Raw genomic sequence first — 22,243 nt, 5'->3', positions numbered from 1 at the left:
CTACTAATGGTCTGTTTTAATGGGCGCCAGGAAGTGTTCCTGCACAAGCGGCAGGACGAGAATAAACTCCGAGCCCGCGTTTTCGGTGCTGCGGGCGGATATCAGGCCGTTGTGCTTATCCATGATCTTCTTGGCAATGGCCAACCCGATGCCGGTTCCCTCATAGGCGTTCAGGTTGTTGAGCCGTTGAAAAATGACGAAAATCCGGTCGAGGAACTTCTCGTCGAATCCGATGCCGTTGTCGGCGATGGTAATCCGGCAAAACTGGCCATTGGGCGATGCCTGGCCTTCAAAGTCCTTCCGATCGGTGATTTCGTAGCGGATATCGATCGCCGGCGGTACTTCCGGTCGAGAGAATTTCAGCGCATTGCTGATCAGGTTCTGGAATACCTGACGGATCTGGCTGGGAATCGTCTCCACGATCGGAAGGCGATCTTTGCGGATGGTGGCCTTCTTTTCACGAATCGTCTCGTCGAAATCGGCCAGCAGCTCCTCCACCAACGCATCCAGGTCGGTTGGCTGAAAATAGGCTGTTACCGAGAGCCGCGAGTAGTCGAGCAGGTCGCTGATCAGCCTCGACATCCTCGCCGAAGAACTGATCGACCGGTTGAGATAGGAAATCGCCTCATCGTTGCCGGTGAGGTATTTGTCTTTAATCAAATGGCTGAATGTCTGTATTTTGCGTAGCGGTTCCTTCAAATCGTGCGATACTACCCAGGCAAACTGCTGCAACTCGTGGTTGGTCGTTTCCAGCTCCTGGTTTTTGTCCGTCAGCTCCTTCGTGCGCAACTCTACCTTGTGTTCCAGTACCTCGTTGGCCATTTTCTGCTGGTGAATGTCCGTGAAAGTGCCTACCCAGCGCACAATGGCGCCGCCTTGCAGCACAGGGATGATTTTGAGCAGAAAATATTTATAATCGCCCGTTTCGAGGTGTTTCAAACGTATTTCACCCGAGAATTCAAGACCATTTTCAAAATGCTCCTGCCATTGGTCGAAAACCTGGTCGTCAGGGTGAATGTCGGGGAATACGTGGGCGTCTGCCGAATACTGGAACCAATGCTCGTTCACATATTCGATCCGGCCGTCGGTGCGGATGGTAAACGCGATCTGCGGCAGCGATTCGAGGATAAACCGCAGTTCGTCCATGCGCATGGCCAGTTCCTCCTGCGCATGCTTGCGCGTATCGATTTCCTGTCGCAGCGATTCCTGTATCGCTTTCAGTTCCTGTTGCTGTTCGAAAAGGCGGTAGAACGTCTTTACTTTCAGCAACAGAATGTCGGGATCGACGGGTTTGGTCAGGTAGTCGATACCGCCTGACGTGTAGCCTTTTGTGATGAATTTTTTTTCGGTATTCACCGCCGAAAGGAAGATAATCGGGGTGTCGCGCGCCTTGCCGAAGCCTGCAATGGCTTCCGCCACTTCGAAACCGTCCATACCCGGCATCTGGACATCCAGAATGATCACGGAGTACGTCGTGTTCAGCACTTTTTTCAACGCCTCTTCACCGGATTCCGCTGTATCGGTCTTGAAGTTGTGAAGTTCAAGGATTTTTTTGAGCGGTAAAATGTTTTCCGGCCTGTCGTCGACAATAAGGATCATGGTTTCGGGTAAAATTGGGCACTCATCGGGTAAGCATCGCAGCTTGGGGTGTCGGTACAACGGGGTGTATATACGGATACCTCATTCTCGCACAAAAAAAGATAAGTGTGTGTACCAGTGTAGCCGTGTGTGTATACAGACATGCGCTGTAAAAAATTGTACCAAAAGGTGAGAAGAAAGCCGCTTTTGCCGAAAAAATTATTCGATTTCGGGTTGCCTCGCGGCAAGCTCCCGCGCGACGAGTTCTTTCAGTTCCTCCACGTGCTGCTGAATGGTCACCATCGAGTGCAGGAATGGCTTGTTAAAGTCCTCGACGATAGCTTTTTGGTCCTTTTCTTTCGAAAGGGTTATCAGCCGGTCGATATGCGGCTGGTCGGCCGGATCGTATTCGGTGTCTTCGTTAAAGTCCGAGACCTTTTCGAGAAAGCGGAATGTGTCAAGCAGCTGGATGGTGTCCATAAGATCGTAAAATCAGTGTATCCGTGCGGCCGGTGGGGAAATTCTTCCCGGCCCTGGCGGGGCCGCATTGGCATAATTTTGTATCAAAAGCCGTACTAACGTCATTCCTGTTACCCGGCTGCCACCACCGAAACTGCAATCCGCGTTCTGCGGAAGGAGGTCGTAAACGGCGTGTCAAGACTTAAACAGACTGTATATGAAGAAGATTGCCAATAAAAAAGTAGTAGATCAATCCCATGAAAGCAATGTGAAGGTGTACCCGGGAGAACCATACCCGCTGGGTGCTACCTGGGACGGAAAAGGGGTGAATTTTGCGCTGTATTCCGAGAATGCCACAGGTGTGGAACTGTGCCTGTTCGATAGTCCGGATGCCCAATCGGAGCATGTCAAGATACAGATCAGGGAAGTTTCGCACCATGTGTGGCACGCGTATGTGCCTGGCCTGAAACCGGGCCAGCTGTACGGATACCGGGTTCACGGGCCCTACGAACCTACGGTCGGGCTGCGCTTTAATGCCAACAAGCTGCTGATAGACCCTTACGCCAAAGCGATTTCAGGCACCGTCCGCTGGCACGATGCGCTGTTCGGATACAATATCGGCGACCCGGAGGAAGACCTCAGTTTCAGCGAAGCCGACAGTGCGCCGTACATTCCCAAATCCGTCGTGGCCGACCATATGTTCGACTGGGAGGGCGTAGCAGCCCCGGAAATTCCCTACCACGACACCATCATTTATGAACTGCATGTGAAGGGATTTACCCATCTCCACCCCGACATTCCCGAAGAAATCCGCGGTACTTATGCGGGCCTGGCGCATCCCAGCAGCATTGCCTACCTCAAAAAGCTGGGTATCAATGCCGTGGAACTGATGCCCGTGCACCACTTCATTTCGGACCGGCATTTGCAGGAAAAAGGGCTTTCCAACTACTGGGGCTACAATTCCATCGGGTTTTTCGCACCCGATGTCCGTTACAGCAGCGGCGGTACGCATGGCGAACAGGTGAAGGAATTCAAGTGTATGGTGAAAGAGCTGCACAAGGCCGGTATCGAGGTGATCCTCGATGTGGTGTACAACCATACCGGGGAGGGGAACCACCTCGGACCGACGCTCTCATTCCGCGGAATCGACAATATGGCCTACTACCGCCTGATGGACGGCCGCTATTATATGGACTATACCGGTACAGGCAATACGTTGAACGCCAGACTACCCAGTGTGCTCCGGCTGATCATGGACAGTCTGCGCTACTGGATCACCGAAATGCATGTAGATGGCTTCCGTTTCGACCTCGCGTCTACACTCGCCCGTGAGCTGCACGAGGTCGATCGACTGAGCGCATTTTTCGATATTATCCATCAGGACCCCGTGATTTCGCAGGTCAAGCTCATCGCCGAGCCGTGGGACATCGGGTTCGATGGCTACCAGGTAGGGAAATTCCCGATCGGCTGGGCGGAATGGAATGGCCGCTACCGCGATTGTATGCGCGATTACTGGCGCGGCGCGGACAGTATGCTGGCCGAATTCGCCGAGCGATTTACGGGCAGTTCCGATTTGTACAAAGGCGAGGACAGGCGGCCTACCGCAAGCATTAACTTCATCACGGCGCACGACGGGTTCACGCTGAACGATCTGGTGTCGTATAATGATAAGCGTAATGACGAAAACGGGGAGGAAAACCGCGACGGCGAGAGCCATAACCGCTCCTGGAACTGCGGCGAGGAAGGTCCTACGACCAGTGAAGAAGTGATTGAGCTCCGCAACAAGCAGAAACGCAATTTCCTGACGACGCTCTTCCTTTCGCAAGGCGTACCCATGCTCGTGGCCGGCGACGAATGGGGCCGTTCGCAGCATGGTAACAACAATGCCTATTGCCAGGATAACGAGATTTCGTGGCTGAACTGGGACCAGATGGACAATGGCTTACTTGCATTCACTCAAAAGCTGATCGCGTTTTGTAAGGCGCACCCGTCATTCCGGCGCAAGCACTGGTTTCGCGGCATGCCTATCAAAGGCATCGGGTTGGAGGATATCGCCTGGTTTTTGCCGAACGGCCAGGAAATGCCGGAGGAAAACTGGAACCACGACTATGCTAAATCGCTCGGCATATTCCTGAACGGAAAGGGTATCCGGCACATGGACCCGAAAGGTAATCCTATCTACGACGACAGCTTTTACATGATCTTCAATGCGCATTACGAACCCGTGCAATATACATTGCCGCCTGAAAAGTACGGCAGCGAATGGCGAAAGGTGATTGACACGGCCGCCGCCTGCGTGAGCGACGACGGCCAGGTGATACCTCCGGGTGAAAGTTTTGCGGTGGAGAGCCGTTCGATAGTGGTATTCAGGCATGCATTGGAAGAACAAAAAATATGAGTTACGCAGATTTGTTGAAGCTTCGCCCGGGCGTTACGTTCAATGCCGAGGGCGAGGCACAGGTGCTCGTGTGGGCGCCGAAGGCCGAAACGGTACAATTGGTATTTGGTAAATCGCAGCAGCCGCTGGCCCTGGAAAAGCATCCGTATGGTTTTTGGGTGCTGCATACCCGCGCCTTATGGCCCGGCGACCGTTACGGCTTCCTGCTCGACGGCGAAGGCCCTTACGCCGATCCGGCGACCTTGCACCAGCCGGACGGTGTTCACGGGCTATCCGAGGCTTTTGATTTACAGAGATTTACGTGGACGGATAAGGCGTGGCAGAACCCGCATTTGAAAGATTACATCATATACGAACTCCATGCGGGAACGTTTACGTCCGAGGGTTCATTCGCTGCGATCGAAACGAAGCTCGATTACCTCTTGCAGCTGGGCGTGAATGCGATCGAAATCATGCCTTTATCGCAGTTTGCCGGCGATCGCAACTGGGGTTATGACGGCGTGTTTCCGTACAGCGTGCAGCATTCGTACGGCGGTCCCGGCGCATTGCAGCGGCTCGTGAATGCCTGTCACGAAAAAGGCATTGCTGTGGTGCTGGACCTGGTGTACAACCACCTAGGCCCGGAGGGTAACATTCTCGGCGCGTTCGGACATTATTTTACCGATAAATACAACACGCCCTGGGGCGACGCAATCAATTTCGACGATGCGTGGTCGGATGCCGTGCGGCATTATTTTGTACAAAATGCGTTGATGTGGTTCCGCGACTTCCATATTGATGGGCTCCGGCTGGATGCCGTGCACGCGATCAAAGACCTCAGTCCGAGGCATATCTTGCAGGAAATCAGGCAGGAAGTGGATGCGCTATCCCGCGAAACCGGGCGAGCGCATTACCTGATCGTAGAAATGGACCTGAACGACACGCGGTACGTGAAGCCTGCCGACGCGGGCGGCTATGGCATGGACGCGCAGTGGATCGACGAGTTCCACCACGCATTGCGCGTGAGCTCGGGGCAGGAGCGGAGCGGGTATTATTCGGATTTTGACGGTGTTGCATCGCTGGCGAAGTCGTTCCGGGATGCCTATGTATTCGACGGCCTTTACTCGGAGCATCGGAAAAGGACATTCGGAATGAAGGCAGACGGCATTCCCGGCCACCAGTTCATTGTTTTTTCCCAAAACCACGACCACATCGGCAACCGCATGCTCGGCGAACGGACGAGCCGGTTGGTCAGTTTTGAAATGCAAAAACTGCTCGCGGGCGTGGTTTTCGTCAGTCCTTTTGTACCACTGCTATTCATGGGCGAGGAATGGGCCGAGCCCAATCCGTTTCAATATTTCGTAAGCCACACCGACGCCGAACTGGCCGAAGCCGTGCGGAAAGGCCGGAAAAGGGAATTTGCCGCATTCCACCTCGACGGCGAAGCGCCAGACCCCGTAGCTGTCGACACATTTGAAAACTCCAAACCGCAATGGCACCTGGTTACCCAAGAGCCGCACCGGACCATGCTCAGCTATTACCGAAAATGGATCGCGTTGCGGAAAAGTCAGCAGGTGCTGCACGAATGCGACCGGAATGGGCTGTCGGCAGAGGCCTTCGAAGAGAAAGAAATGATCGTCATCCAGCGGGTTTGGGGCGGGCAGCATTTGGTTGCTTTTCTAAATTTTTCCAAAACCGTGCAGGATGCCGCGCTACCCTTCGGGCATCTTACCTGGCGGAAGCTGATTGCCTCCTCGGACGTGGCCTGGAATGGACCCCAGGATATGCCTGAGCAGGCCGATGCAGGTACGTTGACCGTTCCAGCAGAGTCCATAACGGTTTATGTGAATGCTATAAGTTCCTGATTTTGATACGGATATCCTGCGGTGCGGCTTCGTCGCCGCCGAAGTAGGGCAGGAGCTTGTACGCAATGCCCACACCGCCGGAGCAATGCCGCGGCATCACGGTTTCGATGCCGCGGTAGGTAAATACGTAGGTGTTTTCGCGAATGTCGATGCGGAAGCTGGTGAGCTCGTTGAGCTCGGCGGTACCGAGTTCGCGCTCCTGGCGCACGCCATTCACATATATGTATGCGTAAATGCGCAGCGCGCCCTCGCGCCAGTTCCAGCCGAAACGGGCGCTATTGTTCTGGTGCTGCGAGCTGCAATCCGAGAAGCCGTAAAGTTTGTTGATATCGTTCTGGTTTTCCGGCACCGCGTTTTTGTAGACGCAGCTGCTGTCGAAAATGGCCTGGAACCGCATCGACGACGCGGTGAACGGGGTATTCAGGTTACGGTCCACCTCGTGGTTACCGGCCCGGATGGTATAAGTGATAAAATCATCCCCAAAACTCGGCGCATTGCCGATCCACTCGCAGGATATGGCGCTCGCCAGCAACAGTAGCGCCATCAGGTATCGTTTCATTGGTTCTGGTTTTTGGTTTAAATGTCGATCGCCGATCGCTGACCGCCGGCGGCCGACCGAGGACTGGCAGAAATTCAGCATAGGAACGCTAAATCTGGCTGAAAATTGGATCGTGCGTGCGGATGTTTGTTGGGTTAAACAGATGGTGTCAGGTTTACACATTCCATGAGTAAGACTACCGGATCAGCGCTTTTTAGCATATAACTATTTGAATGTGATATGAAAAAACAGCGTGAATACCACCTCCGCGTCGGATTGTTCGGCATTGGGCTGGAAGCTTACTGGGCGCAATTCGAAGGGTTGGAGGAAAGGTTGAAAGGATATGTCGATGTGGTAGCCGGAAGGCTGGGCGAATATGGCGCCGATATCGTGAATCTCGGCTTGATCGACACCCCCGAAAAGGCATTGGAAGCGGGGCACCGCTTCCGGCAGGAGGATGTGGACCTGATTTTTCTGTACGTAACCACCTACGCATTGTCGTCGACGGTGCTGCCCGTCGTGGCCCGTGCCAAGGTGCCGGTGATCGTGCTGAACCTCTCGCCGGAAGCCGCGATCGATTACGGTACGTTCAATGCATTGGGCGACCGCACGCGCATGACGGGCGAATGGCTGGCCTTTTGCTCGGCCTGCCCCGTACCCGAAATCGCCAATGTGTTCCGCCGGTCGCGCATTCCGTTTTACCAGGTTACCGGCACGCTGCACGATGACCCCGAAGCCTGGCAGGAAGTGCGAGAATGGATCGAAGCAGCCAGCGTAGCCCATACGTTATATCACAACCGCCTGGGCGTAATGGGTAGCTACTACGGCGGGATGCTTGACATTTACTCCGACCTTACCTTGCAATGCGCCACATTCGGAGGGCACATCGAGATCATCGAGGTGGATGAACTTTCGGCCCTGCGCGAAACGGTGACGGAATCGGAGACGGAAGCGATGTTACAAACCTTCGCAGATACATTCGATATTCAATCGGATTGCTCCGAACATGAGCTCCGGCGCGCGGCACGGACGGCCGCCGCCTTGGAAAAGCTCGTGGAAATACACCAGCTCGGTTCGATGGCCTATTACCACAAAGGGACCGGTAACCTGCAAAATGGAGATACGATGAGCTCGGTGATCCTCGGAAATTCGCTGCTTACGGCCCGGGGCATACCGGTGGCGGGCGAATACGAGGTGAAGAATGCGCAGGCGATGAAAATCATGGACAGTTTCGGTGCCGGTGGGTCATTTACAGAATATTACGCGATGGACTTCAGAGATGATGTCGTGCTGATGGGGCACGATGGCCCCGGGCACATTGCCATTGCGGAGGGTAAAACCAAGGTGAAACCGCTCTACGTATACCACGGCAAGGTAGGCAACGGCCTGTCGGTGGAAATGAGCGTGGCGCATGGGCCGGTGACGCTGCTGTCCGTGGTGGAGACGGTGGAGGGGAAGGTGATCCTGCTCGTAGCCGAGGGGGAATCCGTGCCGGGACCGATCCTCGAAATCGGGAATACCAACAGCCGCTACCGGTTTGCTATCGGTGCGAAAAGGTTTGCGGAAGAATGGAACAGCCACGGCCCGGCGCACCATTGTGCCGTAGGCGTGGGACACATTGCTTCGAAGATCGGGAAGCTGGGGAAATTGCTCGGGATCGGGACGATTGTCGTTTGCTGATCCGGATAACTGTCTCTTTATGAGTGAATTGTATAGATTTAGGCATAAAAAAACGAAGTCCGGATGATCGTTTCATGCGGACTTCGTTCTCAACTTAGGAACCATCTAATAAGGTGCTATATTGATGCTACCTTTTCTGTTTTCCCAGACTGTGATGTTCTTTCTGGTTGCTGGTAATATGATTACCTTTCACCATTTCTTCTTCACGACGTCTGCTGTCCAGATTGTCCTTGTTTTCAGGCCGGTTCTGGACCTGACCTTTCGGTATGGTTCCTGAACTTTGTGCTTGTTTCATGACAATTTTTCTAAATGGTTATGTCTAATATTATCTAAATATTGTGCCAAAGCGGGTGCGCCATGCCAGAAAAATTTCACTTAAACACCCGCATCGTCCGGCATTAAACTCTCCTCGAACCCTCGTAAAGTTCGTATTCCAGCAGTCTGCAATCGATTTTACCTGAATAAAACTCAACTCTCCGCTTGGCTTTGAGTCCGATACGTTTGGCCAGATCGAGGTTTCCGGTGAAAACATATCCGTAATATCCTCCACACTTCTGTTTCATAAAATCACCAATCCGTCCATAAGTTTCTTCAAGTTCGCCGATCTCGCCCAGGCGCTCGCCATACTCGGGGTTTACGAAAAACACACCCTTATCTTCCTGCGGTACTTCGGTATCGGCAAAATCGCAAACGTCAAATTCGATCATGTTCGCTACGCCGGCGGCTATCGCATTCTTTCTCGCATTGGCGATCGCATTCAAATCATGATCGGTCGCGATAATGCGTAGTTTGGGTGCTTCGATGATCTGCGCTTCCAGTTTATCCTGTTCAGCATAATACACTTCCTGATCATATCCGAGCAAATGCATAAAGGAATAATTGTCCCTGAAAAGCCCCGGACGGCTGTTGGTGGCGATCAGCGCGGCCTCGATGGCGAGCGTGCCGGAGCCGCACATCGGGTTGATGAATGCGGAGTTCCAGTCCCAGCGGCTGGCAAGGACCGTGGCGGATGCCAGTGCTTCGAGCATGGGCGCCGCCCCGGGAATTTTGCGGTAACCATGCCGGGCCACCGTTTCGCCGGAGGTGTCGATGAAGATCTCCGCCCGGTCGTCCTTCCAGAACAAATGCACGACGGCGCCTTTCAGTTCCGAGCCGGTCGAGGGCCGGATGCCCTTTTTATCCCGCAGCCGGTCCACAATCGCATCTTTTACACGCAGGTTGGCGAACATCGAGTTATTCACCGTATCGGTCATGACATTGCTGGTGACCGAGAAATAGGCATCCTCGGCCAGGATATTCTCCCATTGCATTGTGGAAAGAAAACGGTACACATCGTCGGGGTGCCGCGCAGTGAACGTGCCGAGGCTGTAAAGTACCTGGCTGGCGCAGTACAGATTGAGATTGAGTCGAATACAATCGTTCATCGTTCCCCGCAGGCGTACGCCCGACGCGAAACTTTCTTCCACCCGGTAACCCATTTCCGTCACTTCCTTTTCCAGAAAAGGGGCGAGGCGTTTGTAACAGGTAATGGTAATGGGGGCGGTGGTGTTGAATAAGGACATTGTTTTTAGGCTGTAAGCTGTAAGCGATAGGCCATAAGCTTAAAGCCTGTGGCTTACGGCTTATAGCGGTACGCAAAACTACCATATTGCAACACGCCAATCAGTACTCTTCGCCGATTAATTCGTGATTAAGCCTTGCCCCGGCCGTCGTGCCGGAAGCCATTGCGCCCGTTAATCCCCTGAATGCACCGCTATTATCGCCGGCCGCATAGATGCCCGCGACGGTGGTTTTCTGCGCCTCGTCGACCTGGATAAAGCCTTGCGCATTCAGCGCGCAGCCCAATGCTTCGGGCAATAGTGAATGCTGCACGAATGCCGGCCGGTGGTACAATGCCGCAATGGCACGGGCCGATCCGTCGGCGAGGTGAAGGGTTTTGAGATAACCGTTTTCATGGTCCAGCGACGTAACGGGCGTCTCGATGATTTCCGCGCCGAATGCCCGCATTCGCTCGCGGGTAGCGTCGTCGAAAGTCGCCGGGCCGTTGGTATAAAGCGTCAGGTCGGCGGTCCAGTTGCGGATCATGCGGAGGTATTCGAACGCCATGTCGCCGTTGAAGAGCACGCCGGTCGTGGCGTCGCTGTATTCGTAGCCGTGGCAATAGGGGCAATGGATCGCGCTGATGCCCCAGCTTTCGGCAAAACCCGGGATTTCGGGCAGCAGGTCGCGGATACCCGTCGCGAAAATGAGTTTTTTGGCCTCAAATTCCTGCCCGTCGCCGGTACCGATCATGAATGCGCCGTCGCTGCCGGACGCGCTGGTGACGATTCCCGCGTGCAGGCTCACGGTCGGGTAGGCGAGTACCTGCCCGCGTGCGAGGGCGGAAATTTCGGCGGGCGTTTTCCCGTCGTGGGTGATCAGGTTATGCGAATGCGGCGTCTGGCGGTTACAGGGTTTCCCGTTGTCGATGATCACAACTTTACGGCGGGCCCGGCCCAGTGTCATCGCTGCCGAGAGCCCGGCATAGCTGCCGCCGATGATGGCAACGTCGTATTTGTATGGGTTTTGCATTTGGTGAAACGGGTTGGTTGGTTTATGTGCAACATTGTTGCATTAATACATGTTTCAAGAAAGCCCGATATTTTTTCACCGCTGCGGCATTTTTGTTTTTAAGCAAAAAAAAGACGCCCCTTTCGAGGCGTCCTACACATTTAGAATCAACAACATACCATCAAATGCCGTTTAGCTCGGCCTCGGTGAACGCTTTTTCGCGGCCGGTGAGTTTCGTGCGGACTTTGGTTACCTCATCGGTGCTGACCTTGTCGGCATTGTTGCGCCACGAGCGGCGGATGAAGCTCAGGAGCTGTGCAATATCTTCGTTGGGCATATCCTTGTCGTAGCCGATGCCGGGCATGTCGCCGCTCACTTCGGGCGTCTGGTACACGTGACCGTTCACTTTTACGGGACCCGTGAGGCCGAACAGGACGATGGAAATCAATTTATCTTTATTCCCCGTCACCCATTCCGACTGGTTCAATGGCGGTGCGAGCGATTTGACGCCGCCGCCGTCGGCACCGTGGCAGGTTTGGCATACCGAGGTAAATAATGCTTCGCCTTTCGGGAATTCCTTTTTCAGCATTTCGGGATTGCGGTTGCCCATCGCATTGCGGACGCCCGTCACCACGCGGGTGAGCTGCTTGTTAATCGTTGCATTCTGATCGCTGATGGAAGCGGAAATGGCCGTTTGGAAAACTTCCTCCTGATCCTGCAAGGTACTGATCACCGCGTCGGACACGTAGCGGCTGTTCGGATATTTGATCGCGAGCTTGTTCACCAGGCCGCGGGCCGCATTCTGGTCGAATTTTTCGATGCTTTTGGACAAAAACGCCACATAAGGTGCCGCCAGCGAGTCGCCCGAATCGACAATCGTGTTGAAGGCCGTGACAAATTGCGGGTAGGAGGTCGGCGTGATCACCGCCGCGGATGCGTACAGGCCCTGGGCGCGGAATGTCCACGAAGGCTGGCGTGTCCAGCTCAATGCTTCTTCCGGTTTCAGGGAATTGAGGCCTTCCAAAGTCCACAATGCGTGGATCGCGAGCAGCGGGTTGGCCGTTTGCCTGATCGCCTCGCGCAATGCAGGTACGGTCTGGTTGTATTTGCCATCGACGAGTTTCTGCTGGGCGCGGTCGCGTACCCAGCCGTTGGCGTGGCCGAGCAGCTGCACTAGTTCCGCGGCGCCGTCCGGTATGATGACGGGTTTTGGTTTTGCACCTTTTGGAACAATCTTGTAAATGCGCCCGGCCGAAAGGGGCTGCGTGAGGTCGCGCTTGCCGATCTGGTCTTTCAGGTAGGGCGTCAGGTAGGTTTTGTGCTGGATAATGCCGCGGTACATATCGAGCACGAACATGCTGCCGTCGGGCGCATTGTAGAGGCTCACGGGGCGGAAGCGCTCGTCAGTGCTGGCGAGGAATTCTTTGCCTTTGTAAGCGATATCGCCTTTTACGATATAACCATTCTCGTTCAGAAAGTCGCGTTTGATGAGGTTCGCCGAGGGTTCGGGCACGAATGCATTGAAATCGAAAGCTTTTCCGAACAAATCGCCGCGGTAGATTACCGGACCGGCTGCGGCTGTAAAGTCGTTCAGGCGCAGGCTGTCGTCGAGGACGTTTTTCATGTAGCCGCGGTTCACGCCAGGGGTTGGGTGAAGCGGGTACACTTTGTTGTTCGCCACCGATTTCTCGTTATAGCCGGCTACGCCTTTCTGGTTTTTGTTCCAGGCGCCGAAGCCGGCCGGGAAGTAGTCGCCAAGCAGGTTTTGGGAATTGTTGTTGTAATAAAGCCGGCCATAATTGTCCTGGCAAATGCCCCACTGGCCCCGGAAATGGGTATGTTCGATCACCCATTTGCCGCCGATGTGCCGGTAACGTTTGTCGGATTTGGCATTGTAAATCCAGTTATCCATTGCGCGCAGCAGGCCGTTGGGCTGGTGCTCCACGTTTCCGCCTTCGGTATATTTCGGATCGACAAGCGTCTTTTTCACCACCTGGTCGTTTTTTAATTCGTAAAACCAGAGGTTGGTCGGTTCAGCGACGAGAATGCCGTTTTCGATGAGGCAGATCGCGCGCGGGAGCACGAGCGAGTCGATCACCACCTTGCGGTCGTCGTACACGCCGTCCTTGTTCTTGTCAGCGAGGATCACGATGTTGCCGTTCGGGATATCCTCGCCGGTTCCGACGGTGTCGGGCATGTAGCCCACCATTTCTACCACCCACAGGCGGGCATTGTCGTCGAACTGCATGGCCACGGGGGCGCTCACCAGCGGCTCGGAGGCAACCAGTTTTACTTCGAAACCGTCTTCGATCACCATTTTGGCGATGGTTTCGCCGGCGGGGATAAATGGCGATTTTCCGCGCGTTTCGGCCGGCTTTTCTTCTTTTGCGACGGTCGTCGCCGTGGTGGCCGTGCTTTGCTGGCTGGTTTGTTTATTGGATTTACAATATACCAATAGTGATGAAATCGCCAGGCACAAGAGGGGATATTGATACTTCTTCATCGGCATGCTTTGCTCGCAAAATTAGTAGCTTGGGTTAGTTTTCGGGAAGCCCGGATCAGTTCTTTAACGATTCTTCGACCGGTTTCATGTTTTTGGTCAGGAAATGGATGATCAGCCAGGCAATAATGTAGGCCAATCCGCAGATAATGAACAGGATATTATAGCCCGCGCCGATGCTGCCTGCTGCTTTGTAATAATCCAGCAATGCGCCCACGAGCAGCGGGAAAAACGTCGAGCCCAGCGAGCCGGCCATCCCGCCGATCCCTACCACGGAGCTCACGGCCCGTTTTGGAAAAATGTCGGAGACGATGGTGAAAATATTGGCGCTCCATGCCTGGTGTGCGGCTGTGGCGATGGCGATGATCGCCACGACGGTCCAGATGTCGGTCGCGAATTGCGCGAGGATGATCGGCATCACGGCGAATGCCACGACGAGCAAGGTCGTTTTACGCGCTTTGAGCGGCGCCCATCCTTTTTTGATCAGGTAGGACGACAAATACCCGCCGCCAATGCTGCCGAACGTGGTAGCCGTGTAAACGATGGCCAGATGCAGGCTCGGCTTTTTCAGGTCGAGCGCGAAGGTGGTAGCAAAGTAGGAAGGCAGCCAGAAAAGGAAGAACCACCACACAGGGTCTGTCAGGAATTTACCAACGATAAAAACCCAGGTCTGCGGAAGGGTAACCAGCTTGGTCCAGTGGATAGGCTGCTGATTTTCACCGTCTCCGGCCTCGTTGTCGCTGTGGATGAATGCATATTCTTCGGCGCCCAGCTTCTTGTGCCGCGACGGTATTTCGTACATCAGCCACCAGAATATCAGCCACATGAAACCCAATGCCCCGGTAATGAGGAACGCGCCCTGCCAGCCGTAAGTGCTCAGCAGCCACGGTACGAGGATAGGGGCGGCCACGGCACCGATACTCGTGCCGGAGTTGAAAATACCCGTCGCCAGCGCGCGTTCGCGCTTGGGGAACCACTCGGCCGTGGCTTTTACCGCCGCCGGGAAGTTACCTGCCTCGCCCAGCCCCAGCACCGCCCTTACGGCACCAAACCCGAAGGTGCTTTTGACAAATGCATGCGCCACTGCCGCGACACTCCATATAATGATCGAAACGGCATAGCCGAGTTTCGAACCGATCTTGTCGATGATATTCCCGAAGACGATATAACCTGCGGCGTAACATCCCGCGAACACCATCACAATGTTGGCATAGTCGCTTTCGGTCCAGTTGAACTCTGTTTCAAGGGTGGGTTTCAGTAATCCAAGAATCTGTCTGTCGATGTAGTTGATGGTAGTTGCAAAGAAGAGTAACGCGCAAATAACCCAGCGATAGTTACCAGTATTGGTTTGTTTCATGGTGGGGAATAACTGATTTCTTGGATTCAGGAATGAATAAAAATACGTCTGTTTCGTGATAAGACTGCATTTTGCCCATTCTACCCCTTAATGCTTTTTCAAAAGACTTTAACAAAAAAAATCCCGCAGCCGGTGAAGGTGCGGGATCGGAGGTATAATAGGGAACGTTTCGTATACACTTAACACAACTATGACACCCATATAAGCCAAGGGGCTTACGCATCTACTCAGGTAATGGGATAGGCCAGCTGCGCTTTCACGAGTTCGGCTTCGTTGGTGAGGTCCAGCCGTAGCGGGGTGACGGATACGAACCCGTTTTCGATCGCCCAACGGTCGGTGCCTTCTTCGGCGGGTTCGAGGGGCACCACGGTAAACCAGTAGTGCTTCCGACCCATCGGGTCGAGGCCGGGGACGATATTATTGTCGTACAGCCGCACCGATTGCCGCGTCCAGCGCACGCCTTTCGGGTCGTGGGGGAAATTCACATTCACCAGGTTCAGGTGCGGGTTTTCGAAGAGCAGTTGCAGCGCCTTTTCGACAAACGGATCGAGCTTCTCGAAGTCCGGTTCCACATCGGTGGGCGTGCTCAATGCAATGCCTTTGATGCCGAACAGGACGGCTTGTTTGGCAGCGGCGAGTGTGCCCGAATGCCACATGGCATTCCCCAGGTTCGGCCCCATATTGATACCCGAAAGCACCACGTCGGGTTTGTCCCACAGGTGCTGGCCCAGCGCCACGCAGTCGGCCGGCGTACCGTTCACACGATAGGCGTCGATGCCATCGAATTCAATGGGTGATTTTTTATAGGAAAGGGGGCGCGATGCCGTAATGGCGTGACCCATAGATGATTGTTCCACATCGGGGGCCACGATTTTGACCTCTCCGAAGCGCGAGGCGATTTTGGCAAGTGCCGCAATGCCCGGGCTGTATATTCCGTCGTCGTTCGTTACCAGGATTTTCATAACGTATAGCGTTTTCAGGTGGGTATTAATAAAATTATGCCTGGTATGGTTTTGATGAAAAAGGGGTATGCTATACATCCGGATATGAAAAAAACAATCCTTTTGCACAACCCCAAAGCCGGGGATAACGAGTTTTCCAGGAAAGAGCTGGTCAAACTGATCAAAAAAGAAGGTTTTGAATGCCAGTACGCTTCTGTGAAGGAGGAGGGCTGGGACGAATTCGACGAGGAAACCGACTTCCTGATCATCGCAGGCGGGGACGGCACCGTGCGGCGCGCCGCGAAAGCGCTCATGAAACGCAAGCGTCTCGACAAGCAATTTCCCCTCGCGCTGCTGCCCCATGGCACGGCCAACAACATCGCCACCGCCTTGAAAATCGACGGCCACCCGAAAGACATTAGCCCGCAATGGCACCACGCCCAGTTGCAGCCATTCGATATCGGCCGCGTGCACGGGCTGGGCGACGACCTGTTTTTCCTCGAAGCATTCGGCTACGGCATTTTCCCCCGGTTAATGAAGGACATGGACAAAATCGAGGGGGATATCGGCGACACGGCCGAAGAAAAGCTGAAAGCGGCCCGGGCCGTGCTGCTGGAAATCGTCCAGAGCTACGAAGCGCGGCCCTGCACGATCGTGGCCGACGGCGTGGAACATGCTGGCAACTACATTATGGTAGAAATCATGAATATCCGCTCCATCGGCCCGAACCTGGTGCTGGCCGGCGAAGCAGATCCCGGCGACGGTTACCTGGATGTCGTGATGGTGTCGGAGGCGAGCCGGGGCAAATTCGAGTCGTTCCTCCTGAGCCGCATCAATGACGAAGAGAAGGAGTTCAGCTTTTCGACGATCCGGGCAAAGAAAGTGAAGATTTCCTGGGATGGTAAGGATGTCCATGCCGACGACGAGCGGCTGAAACTGGAAAAACCCGTGGATGTGGAGATCGAAGTGTTGCCCGATATGCTGCAATTTATGATCAGCCGAAATTGATCCCATAACTTTTGGTTATAGTGCATAACCTATTGTGATTGGCTTCCGGTGTGAATGAGCGCTACTTTTGGAACATTAAAAGTTTTCCAAAATTCTCATTCACATCGGATTATGATTCACACAGACATTTGCATTATCGGCGCGGGGCCTGTCGGCCTGTTCGCGGTTTTCGAAGCCGGGCTATTGAAAATGCGTTGCCACCTCATCGACGCCCTGCCGGTGGTAGGCGGCCAGCTCGCCGAAATATATCCTCAGAAACCTATTTACGACATTCCCGGAGCTCCGGCCATCATCGCCGAAGACCTGGTGAAGAACCTCATGACGCAGATCGGGGAGTTCAAGCCCGGCTTCACATTGGGTGAGCGCGTGGATGCGCTCGACAAGCAGGACGACGGCAGCTACATCGTTCGTACCAACGAAGGCACCGAAGTGCATTGCCAGGTGGTGGTGATCGCCGCCGGGCTGGGCAGCTTCGAACCGCGTAAGCCGGCGGTGGAGCAGCTGGAATATTTCGAAGGTAAGGGCGTGCATTATATGGTCAAAAAGCCCGAGCAGTTCAGGGGCCGGCGGGTGGTACTGGCCGGCGGCGGCGATTCGGCACTGGACTGGACCATTTTCCTCGCCGACGTGGCTGAGCGCGTGACGCTCGTGCACCGGGGCGACACGTTCCGCGGCGCGCCCGATTCCGCCGAGAAAGTTTACGACCTGGCCGGTAAGGGCAAAATAGATCTCATTTTACAGGCGCAGGTGAACAAGCTGGGCGGTAATGGGGTGTTGAAGGAAGTATCCGTGCTCGGGAACGACAAATCTGTTACCAGCATTCCTACCGATGATTTCATCCCGCTTTTCGGCCTCAGCCCGAAGCTCGGCCCTATTGCAGACTGGAACCTGGGCGTGGAAAAATCGGCCGTGATCGTCGACACTTTCGATTACGCGACGAACGTCGAACGCATTTACGCCATCGGCGATATCAATACGTATCCGGGCAAGCTGAAACTCATTTTGTGCGGCTTCCACGAGGCGGCTATCATGATGCAGAGCGCATTCAAATATGTTTACCCCGATCAGAAATTAAGTTTCAAATACACCACGGTAAATGGTGTGAATCCATTTTAGCCATGATCAATATATTCATAGAGAACGACTTGGGAGAGCGCCAGGCGCTGGAAGTGCCCACAGATATGGGCTTCAACCTGATGGAAATCCTCAGAGCATACGAATACGACATCCAGGCCACCTGCGGCGGAATGGCGCTTTGTGCGACCTGCCATATTGAAGTGCTGGAAGGAAAGGACAGGCTTCCGGCATCCAACGACCAGGAACTGGACACGCTCGACACATTACCCAATGCAGACGCTAACAGCCGCCTCTCGTGCCAGTTACGACCTTCCGACGAGATGGACGGCCTCGTGTTCCGCCTGAAAGCATTACAGGAAGCTTAGTTAAGGTTATTAGAATTTTGGAATAATAGTACATAAACCTCCGCTGAATGGCCAGTGGAGGTTTTTAGTTTTCAAAAGAGCGGTTTCACTTTGGGAAACACTTCATCCACCCATAACCGGTACATCTTGCCTGAAAAATGCAAACGGTCGCTGGCAATGAGCGAAGGGTCGCCGAGTGCCTTTCTGGAAATGCCGGTGATGTCGATAAAAAGCACCTTTTTCTTCACACACTCCTCCTGCGCGATGGCATTGAAGCGGTCGATTTCGCCGGCAATGTGGTCGCGGTTGCCTTCGCCCGCCGGGGTGACGCCCCAATCCGGGATCGAGAGCACGAACACATTCCCAGCCTCGCCGCCGGCATAACCCATCGCTTTCGAGAGCAGCTGGCTGAATTCTACCCGGTATTCCTCCATATTTCGTCCCTGATACTGATTGTTCACGCCGATCAGGAGCGATACGGCGTCGAACGTGCCCGTGGGCGGGTTTTGTTCGAGCGCATCCAGGAGGTTGCGGGTGGTCCAGCCCGTCCGGGCAACGATCTGCGGCGTGGCGGTCGCTTTTCCTGCCTTACCTAGTTCCCCGGCCAATATCACCGGCCAGCGATCGTCCGCCGGCACGCTTTGTCCGATGGTATAGGAGTCGCCCAGGGCGAGATATTGCAACTTGCCGCTTTCGTCCGGCTTAATGGGAACGGAAGGTGCGGGCCCCTGCATGCCGCCGCACGACAGCATGCAGAGCAATATGGCCATTTGGTATAGTCTCATATCGGATATACCGTTTATTTCGGCATTTTGGATTGAACCGGGCCAAAATTGACCTAGGCCATCACCGCAATCAGGTTTAACGTGACACCCGCAAGTTCCTTATTCCCGGTTAATTGCGATCGTGTCAGCGCTTCGTCCGGTTTAATGGCCTTGGTGAAAAGTTTCCAGGCGGTGTCGGCGTCGAGCTGTACCGAGGCTTCCGGGGCATTTGCGGATGTTTCGCTGAGGACCCAGCCGTCTGCTGTTTTAATTAAAAACCATTCAAACACCTCGTCCGACGCGATGCCTATGCGCACAGCCGTGCCCTCGGGCGCCTGCGTGTGCCGGTACGTATGCGGGAGCCCGCGCAGGAAGGTTTCGATGAGCGGGCGGAACAGCCGGGGCGTCATGATACCAGTTTTACCCACTGCGTCGCGGATCTGCTGCTGGTGGTGCCATTTTTCCGTGTATTCTCGGGCAATGTGAAACCAGTTCTTGGAAACCGTCTCCCCGGCCCAGGATACCGCGAAAACGGCGTCGGCATCGGGGTCCTGCCCCTGCATGATGTCCGTGTATTGCTTTCCAGTGCTTTCCAGCAGGTCGGTAAGCAATGCGGGGCTCATTCTTTGAGACGCTTTCACGAAATCGGCATTCAGCTGGTTCAGGAATGCGACGAGATCATCGTAGCTGTTCATGGCGCGGTCGGGCGGGGGCATGTGGCCGTCGCGGTACATGGAAATGACGCGGATATTGCCGTCGAGCAAGTGCGCAGCTACGTCGCGTACCTTCCAGAGCCTCGCTACGGTCGGTTTTTCCCATTCTTCGGGCGTGAGCGATTTCAGGAGGTCGATGAGCAGCTCGTCGAGCTCGGCGAACAGGTGAACGGTGTGGATCATGGCCGTGGTGTGGTGGTTGTTTGCCCTTAAATATCGAGGAAAAAGGGATTTGTTGTGAAGTTCAGGATGCGATTTGGTATTTTTGGGCTGATTTAAAGTGTAGTACAATGACTTATTGCTTAGGAATTAAAGTAAAGGAAGGGCTGGTTGCGCTCGCCGACACGCGGATTACCGCAGGTACCAATACCACCACCAAAAAGAAGGTTTACATCACGCAGCGGGACAATTATTCGATGTTCATCATGACGAGCGGGCTGCGTTCTGTGCGTGACAAGGCCGTGCATTATTTTGAAGAACTCATCAACGAGGGGGTTACTTACAACAAAATGTACAAGGCCGTGAATGCATTCGGCGAGCAGATCAAGCGGGTGGCGGAAGAGGATAAAGCGACGCTGGAACGGTCGGGCTTCAAATTTAACCTGAACTCCATTGTAGGTGGGCAAATGAAGGACGACGAAGGCCACAAGCTGTTCCTGCTGTATTCGGAAGGCAACTGGGTGGAGCTCGACGAAGGTTCGCCGTACGTGATTATCGGTAACTCGGGCCAGGGCAAAGCGATCCTGAACCGCGTGCTCAACGAAGAGTCGACGATGAAGCAGGCATTAAAGGCCGGTTTCCTCTCGTTCGATTCCACAAGGGTGAGCAACAACGACGTCGATTTCCCAATAGATGTGATTTTGTATAAAAAAGACAGTTTCTCCATCGTAGAGCACCGCTACGAGCAACGGGATATGGAAGAAATCTCGCGTATCTGGGCCGACAAGCTCAAAGAAGCCCTGGACGACATCCCCGAAGAATGGATGGATAAAACGTTCGATAAAATCAATTGAATGGGGGAGACTTTTTGTCTCCCCCATTATTGAAGGGCCAGCGGCCCGCCCATATTTGGCCAAGGATTTCAATGCCAGCGAACAAGGGCAGCGTCAGAAGCCATATTTGTCAATCAGATACAGCATCGAAGCCATGGCAGCGGCGCCCAGTTCCAGCTCGCGCCTGCTAACGGCCTCAAACCTGTCACTGGCCGCATGGTGGTAATCGAAATACCGCTGCGTATCGGGCATCAGGCCCAGCAGCACAGTCCCTTGCTGCGCCAGTGGCCCGATGTCCGCCCCGCCGCCGCCCGGTCCCAGCTCATGAATGCCATAGGCGGCAAATAACTTCGTCCATTGCTGTATTTTGGCCTTCTGTGCGGCCGTACCTACGATACCAAACCCGCGCGGCGAAAACCCGCCATGATCCGATTCGATGGCCGCGATATGCGTCTCCTTTTTAGATTTGGCCGAATCCGCATAGGTAATGCCGCCCCGCATGCCGTTTTCCTCATTCATAAACATGACGGCCCGCAGCGTGTTGTTCGGCTGGTAACCCATTGCTTTCAGAATGCGGACGGCCTCAATGGACTGCACGCAGCCGGAACCGTCGTCATGCGCGCCCTGTGCGAAATCCCAGGAGTCGAGGTGGCCGCCGACGGCGATGTACTGTGCGGGATTGGTTTTGCCTTTCAGCTCCCCCACGACGTTGTGTGAAGGTGCATCGGGCAAGGTTTCGCAGTTTTGTTCGAAATACAATTCGGTGTCGGGATTGTCTTTCAATGCCTTGCTGAGCAACTCGGCGCCATTGGTACTGATGGCGGCGGCGGGGATCATGTGCGCGCCGGCTGCGTAGCGCATGCTGCCTGTATGCGGGAAATCGTCGAGGCGGGTGGTCATGGAGCGGGTAATGGAGCCGATGGCGCCGAGTTTGGCGGCCTCGCTCGCACCTGCGCCGCGCTGCTCCACCGCGCCAGCATAGGCTTCGAAGGTATTGATTTTGGTCGGGTCCATCGGCCGGTTAAAGAATACGATCTTGCCTTTGACCTTCTCGGTGCCCAGTTCGCGGAGTTGCTGGAAGGTTTTCACCTCGATGACTTTGGCCTTAATGCCGCCTTTCGGTGTGGCAATGGAGCCGCCCAGTGCGGCAATGGGCACTTCCGTTTTCTGCTTGCCGCTGACGATCTGCGCTTTTTCCTTCGCGCCGCGCACCCAATGCGGTACCATCACATTTTGCAGGAAAACCTGGTCGAAATGCTCGCCCTCCATGACCGATTTGGTATACACCACGGCCTTAGCGGCACCTTCCGAACCGCTCAGCCTCGGCCCGATCTGCTGGGTGAGGTGGCGTAGCCATTCGTAGGATTTACCTTCCGATAGGGCGGTGTTGTAAATTTTTCGGATAAAAACAGAGTCCGCCTGGAAATCCGTTTGGGCCGAAACAGGAAGCGCTATCCCTAACATGGAGAGGGATAGCGCTGCATAGAATTTTTTCATTGA

General features: G+C 54.5%; 19 protein-coding genes. 7 read left to right on the top strand and 12 right to left on the bottom strand.

The window, feature by feature from the left end:
- Positions 1-3: 3 nt before the first annotated feature.
- Both H144_RS32270 and H144_RS0119945 read right to left on the bottom strand, forming a co-directional pair.
- Entirely contained in the window at positions 4-1,599 is a 1,596-nt protein-coding gene (locus H144_RS32270; RefSeq protein ID WP_019943871.1) for a hybrid sensor histidine kinase/response regulator, read from the bottom strand.
- Positions 1,600-1,797: 198 nt separating this feature from the next.
- A complete protein-coding gene (locus tag H144_RS0119945) occupies positions 1,798-2,058 on the bottom strand; it encodes a hypothetical protein (protein WP_019943870.1) in 261 nt (86 codons plus the stop codon).
- A gap of 196 nt (positions 2,059-2,254) precedes the next feature.
- Here H144_RS0119945 and glgX point away from each other — a divergent pair, with 196 nt between their 5' ends.
- Together glgX and treZ are read left to right on the top strand one after the other, a co-directional pair.
- Positions 2,255-4,435: a glycogen debranching protein GlgX gene (glgX, locus tag H144_RS0119940; RefSeq protein WP_019943869.1), complete on the top strand. Its 2,181-nt coding sequence runs from the start codon at positions 2,255-2,257 to the stop codon at positions 4,433-4,435.
- On the top strand, positions 4,432-6,279 hold the full coding sequence (gene treZ, locus H144_RS0119935; RefSeq protein ID WP_019943868.1) for a malto-oligosyltrehalose trehalohydrolase: 1,848 nt from the start codon (positions 4,432-4,434) through the stop codon (positions 6,277-6,279). Before glgX ends, treZ begins: the two co-directional genes overlap by 4 nt.
- Here the strand turns inward: treZ and H144_RS0119930 are convergent.
- Positions 6,266-6,838, bottom strand: coding sequence for a hypothetical protein (locus H144_RS0119930; protein WP_019943867.1), 573 nt, complete (start codon positions 6,836-6,838; stop codon positions 6,266-6,268). The genes treZ and H144_RS0119930 overlap by 14 nt on opposite strands.
- A gap of 219 nt (positions 6,839-7,057) precedes the next feature.
- Here H144_RS0119930 and H144_RS0119925 point away from each other — a divergent pair, with 219 nt between their 5' ends.
- Positions 7,058-8,497 carry an arabinose isomerase gene (locus tag H144_RS0119925; protein WP_019943866.1) on the top strand — a complete coding sequence of 480 codons (1,440 nt, stop codon included), beginning with the start codon at positions 7,058-7,060 and terminating at the stop codon, positions 8,495-8,497.
- A 127-nt stretch (positions 8,498-8,624) separates the two neighbouring features.
- On the opposite strand, the gene H144_RS34400 is transcribed toward H144_RS0119925, so the two are convergent.
- The 6 genes from H144_RS34400 to surE all read right to left on the bottom strand — a co-directional run bounded on the left by H144_RS34400 (position 8,625) and on the right by surE (position 15,866).
- The gene (locus tag H144_RS34400) at positions 8,625-8,792 is read right to left on the bottom strand and encodes a hypothetical protein (protein WP_019943865.1); all 168 of its coding nucleotides are present in this window, start codon (positions 8,790-8,792) and stop codon (positions 8,625-8,627) included.
- Between the two features lie 103 nt (positions 8,793-8,895).
- Positions 8,896-10,059, bottom strand: a complete 1,164-nt coding sequence (locus H144_RS0119915; protein WP_019943864.1) for a THUMP domain-containing class I SAM-dependent RNA methyltransferase — start codon at positions 10,057-10,059, stop codon at positions 8,896-8,898.
- 100 nt (positions 10,060-10,159) lie between these two features.
- On the bottom strand, positions 10,160-11,068 hold the full coding sequence (locus H144_RS0119910; RefSeq protein ID WP_019943863.1) for an NAD(P)/FAD-dependent oxidoreductase: 909 nt from the start codon (positions 11,066-11,068) through the stop codon (positions 10,160-10,162).
- Positions 11,069-11,228: 160 nt separating this feature from the next.
- Positions 11,229-13,550, bottom strand: a complete 2,322-nt coding sequence (locus tag H144_RS0119900; RefSeq protein WP_026350853.1) for a DUF7133 domain-containing protein — start codon at positions 13,548-13,550, stop codon at positions 11,229-11,231.
- A 55-nt stretch (positions 13,551-13,605) separates the two neighbouring features.
- Entirely contained in the window at positions 13,606-14,904 is a 1,299-nt protein-coding gene (locus H144_RS0119895; RefSeq protein ID WP_019943860.1) for an MFS transporter, read from the bottom strand.
- Positions 14,905-15,131: 227 nt separating this feature from the next.
- The gene (gene surE / locus H144_RS0119890) at positions 15,132-15,866 is read right to left on the bottom strand and encodes a 5'/3'-nucleotidase SurE (RefSeq protein ID WP_019943859.1); all 735 of its coding nucleotides are present in this window, start codon (positions 15,864-15,866) and stop codon (positions 15,132-15,134) included.
- An 84-nt stretch (positions 15,867-15,950) separates the two neighbouring features.
- On the opposite strand from surE, the gene H144_RS0119885 reads away from it, so the two are divergent.
- From H144_RS0119885 to H144_RS0119875, 3 genes are all read left to right on the top strand, one after another.
- Entirely contained in the window at positions 15,951-16,853 is a 903-nt protein-coding gene (locus tag H144_RS0119885; RefSeq protein ID WP_026350852.1) for a diacylglycerol/lipid kinase family protein, read from the top strand.
- A 111-nt stretch (positions 16,854-16,964) separates the two neighbouring features.
- Positions 16,965-17,969 (top strand): NAD(P)/FAD-dependent oxidoreductase, encoded by a 1,005-nt coding sequence (locus H144_RS0119880; protein WP_019943857.1) that lies wholly within the window; start codon positions 16,965-16,967, stop codon positions 17,967-17,969.
- Positions 17,970-17,971: 2 nt separating this feature from the next.
- Positions 17,972-18,295 carry a 2Fe-2S iron-sulfur cluster-binding protein gene (locus H144_RS0119875; RefSeq protein WP_019943856.1) on the top strand — a complete coding sequence of 108 codons (324 nt, stop codon included), beginning with the start codon at positions 17,972-17,974 and terminating at the stop codon, positions 18,293-18,295.
- Positions 18,296-18,366: 71 nt separating this feature from the next.
- Here H144_RS0119875 and H144_RS0119870 read toward each other — a convergent pair whose 3' ends face one another.
- Together H144_RS0119870 and H144_RS0119865 are read right to left on the bottom strand one after the other, a co-directional pair.
- A complete protein-coding gene (locus H144_RS0119870; RefSeq protein WP_033402996.1) occupies positions 18,367-19,059 on the bottom strand; it encodes an SGNH/GDSL hydrolase family protein in 693 nt (230 codons plus the stop codon).
- A gap of 53 nt (positions 19,060-19,112) precedes the next feature.
- Entirely contained in the window at positions 19,113-19,934 is an 822-nt protein-coding gene (locus tag H144_RS0119865) for a maleylpyruvate isomerase N-terminal domain-containing protein (protein WP_019943854.1), read from the bottom strand.
- Between the two features lie 107 nt (positions 19,935-20,041).
- Between H144_RS0119865 and H144_RS0119860 the strand changes: the two genes are divergently transcribed.
- Entirely contained in the window at positions 20,042-20,764 is a 723-nt protein-coding gene (locus H144_RS0119860; protein WP_019943853.1) for a proteasome-type protease, read from the top strand.
- 93 nt (positions 20,765-20,857) lie between these two features.
- Here the strand turns inward: H144_RS0119860 and H144_RS0119855 are convergent, their stop codons facing one another.
- A complete protein-coding gene (locus H144_RS0119855; protein ID WP_019943852.1) occupies positions 20,858-22,240 on the bottom strand; it encodes a M28 family peptidase in 1,383 nt (460 codons plus the stop codon).
- Positions 22,241-22,243: the final 3 nt, after the last annotated feature.

Origin of the sequence: Dyadobacter beijingensis DSM 21582, assembly GCF_000382205.1 — a bacterium.
Taxonomy (GTDB): Bacteria; Bacteroidota; Bacteroidia; order Cytophagales; family Spirosomataceae; genus Dyadobacter; species Dyadobacter beijingensis.
This window is presented reverse-complemented; position numbering and strand designations above follow the sequence as displayed.

What these genes read in the sequence shown, in the direction of transcription:
- H144_RS0119855 (WP_019943852.1), bottom strand. Translation starts at nt 22,240, where the DNA reads ATGAAAAAATTCTATGCAGCGCTATCCCTCTCCATGTTAGGGATAGCG.
- H144_RS34400 (WP_019943865.1), bottom strand. Translation starts at nt 8,792, where the DNA reads ATGAAACAAGCACAAAGTTCAGGAACCATACCGAAAGGTCAGGTCCAG.
- glgX (WP_019943869.1), top strand. Translation starts at nt 2,255, where the DNA reads ATGAAGAAGATTGCCAATAAAAAAGTAGTAGATCAATCCCATGAAAGC.
- H144_RS0119885 (WP_026350852.1), top strand. Translation starts at nt 15,951, where the DNA reads ATGAAAAAAACAATCCTTTTGCACAACCCCAAAGCCGGGGATAACGAG.
- treZ (WP_019943868.1), top strand. Translation starts at nt 4,432, where the DNA reads ATGAGTTACGCAGATTTGTTGAAGCTTCGCCCGGGCGTTACGTTCAAT.
- surE (WP_019943859.1), bottom strand. Translation starts at nt 15,866, where the DNA reads ATGAAAATCCTGGTAACGAACGACGACGGAATATACAGCCCGGGCATT.
- H144_RS0119915 (WP_019943864.1), bottom strand. Translation starts at nt 10,059, where the DNA reads ATGTCCTTATTCAACACCACCGCCCCCATTACCATTACCTGTTACAAA.
- H144_RS32270 (WP_019943871.1), bottom strand. Translation starts at nt 1,599, where the DNA reads ATGATCCTTATTGTCGACGACAGGCCGGAAAACATTTTACCGCTCAAA.
- H144_RS0119860 (WP_019943853.1), top strand. Translation starts at nt 20,042, where the DNA reads ATGACTTATTGCTTAGGAATTAAAGTAAAGGAAGGGCTGGTTGCGCTC.
- H144_RS0119925 (WP_019943866.1), top strand. Translation starts at nt 7,058, where the DNA reads ATGAAAAAACAGCGTGAATACCACCTCCGCGTCGGATTGTTCGGCATT.
- H144_RS0119870 (WP_033402996.1), bottom strand. Translation starts at nt 19,059, where the DNA reads ATGAGACTATACCAAATGGCCATATTGCTCTGCATGCTGTCGTGCGGC.
- H144_RS0119865 (WP_019943854.1), bottom strand. Translation starts at nt 19,934, where the DNA reads ATGATCCACACCGTTCACCTGTTCGCCGAGCTCGACGAGCTGCTCATC.
- H144_RS0119880 (WP_019943857.1), top strand. Translation starts at nt 16,965, where the DNA reads ATGATTCACACAGACATTTGCATTATCGGCGCGGGGCCTGTCGGCCTG.
- H144_RS0119945 (WP_019943870.1), bottom strand. Translation starts at nt 2,058, where the DNA reads ATGGACACCATCCAGCTGCTTGACACATTCCGCTTTCTCGAAAAGGTC.
- H144_RS0119910 (WP_019943863.1), bottom strand. Translation starts at nt 11,068, where the DNA reads ATGCAAAACCCATACAAATACGACGTTGCCATCATCGGCGGCAGCTAT.
- H144_RS0119900 (WP_026350853.1), bottom strand. Translation starts at nt 13,550, where the DNA reads ATGAAGAAGTATCAATATCCCCTCTTGTGCCTGGCGATTTCATCACTA.
- H144_RS0119930 (WP_019943867.1), bottom strand. Translation starts at nt 6,838, where the DNA reads ATGAAACGATACCTGATGGCGCTACTGTTGCTGGCGAGCGCCATATCC.
- H144_RS0119875 (WP_019943856.1), top strand. Translation starts at nt 17,972, where the DNA reads ATGATCAATATATTCATAGAGAACGACTTGGGAGAGCGCCAGGCGCTG.
- H144_RS0119895 (WP_019943860.1), bottom strand. Translation starts at nt 14,904, where the DNA reads ATGAAACAAACCAATACTGGTAACTATCGCTGGGTTATTTGCGCGTTA.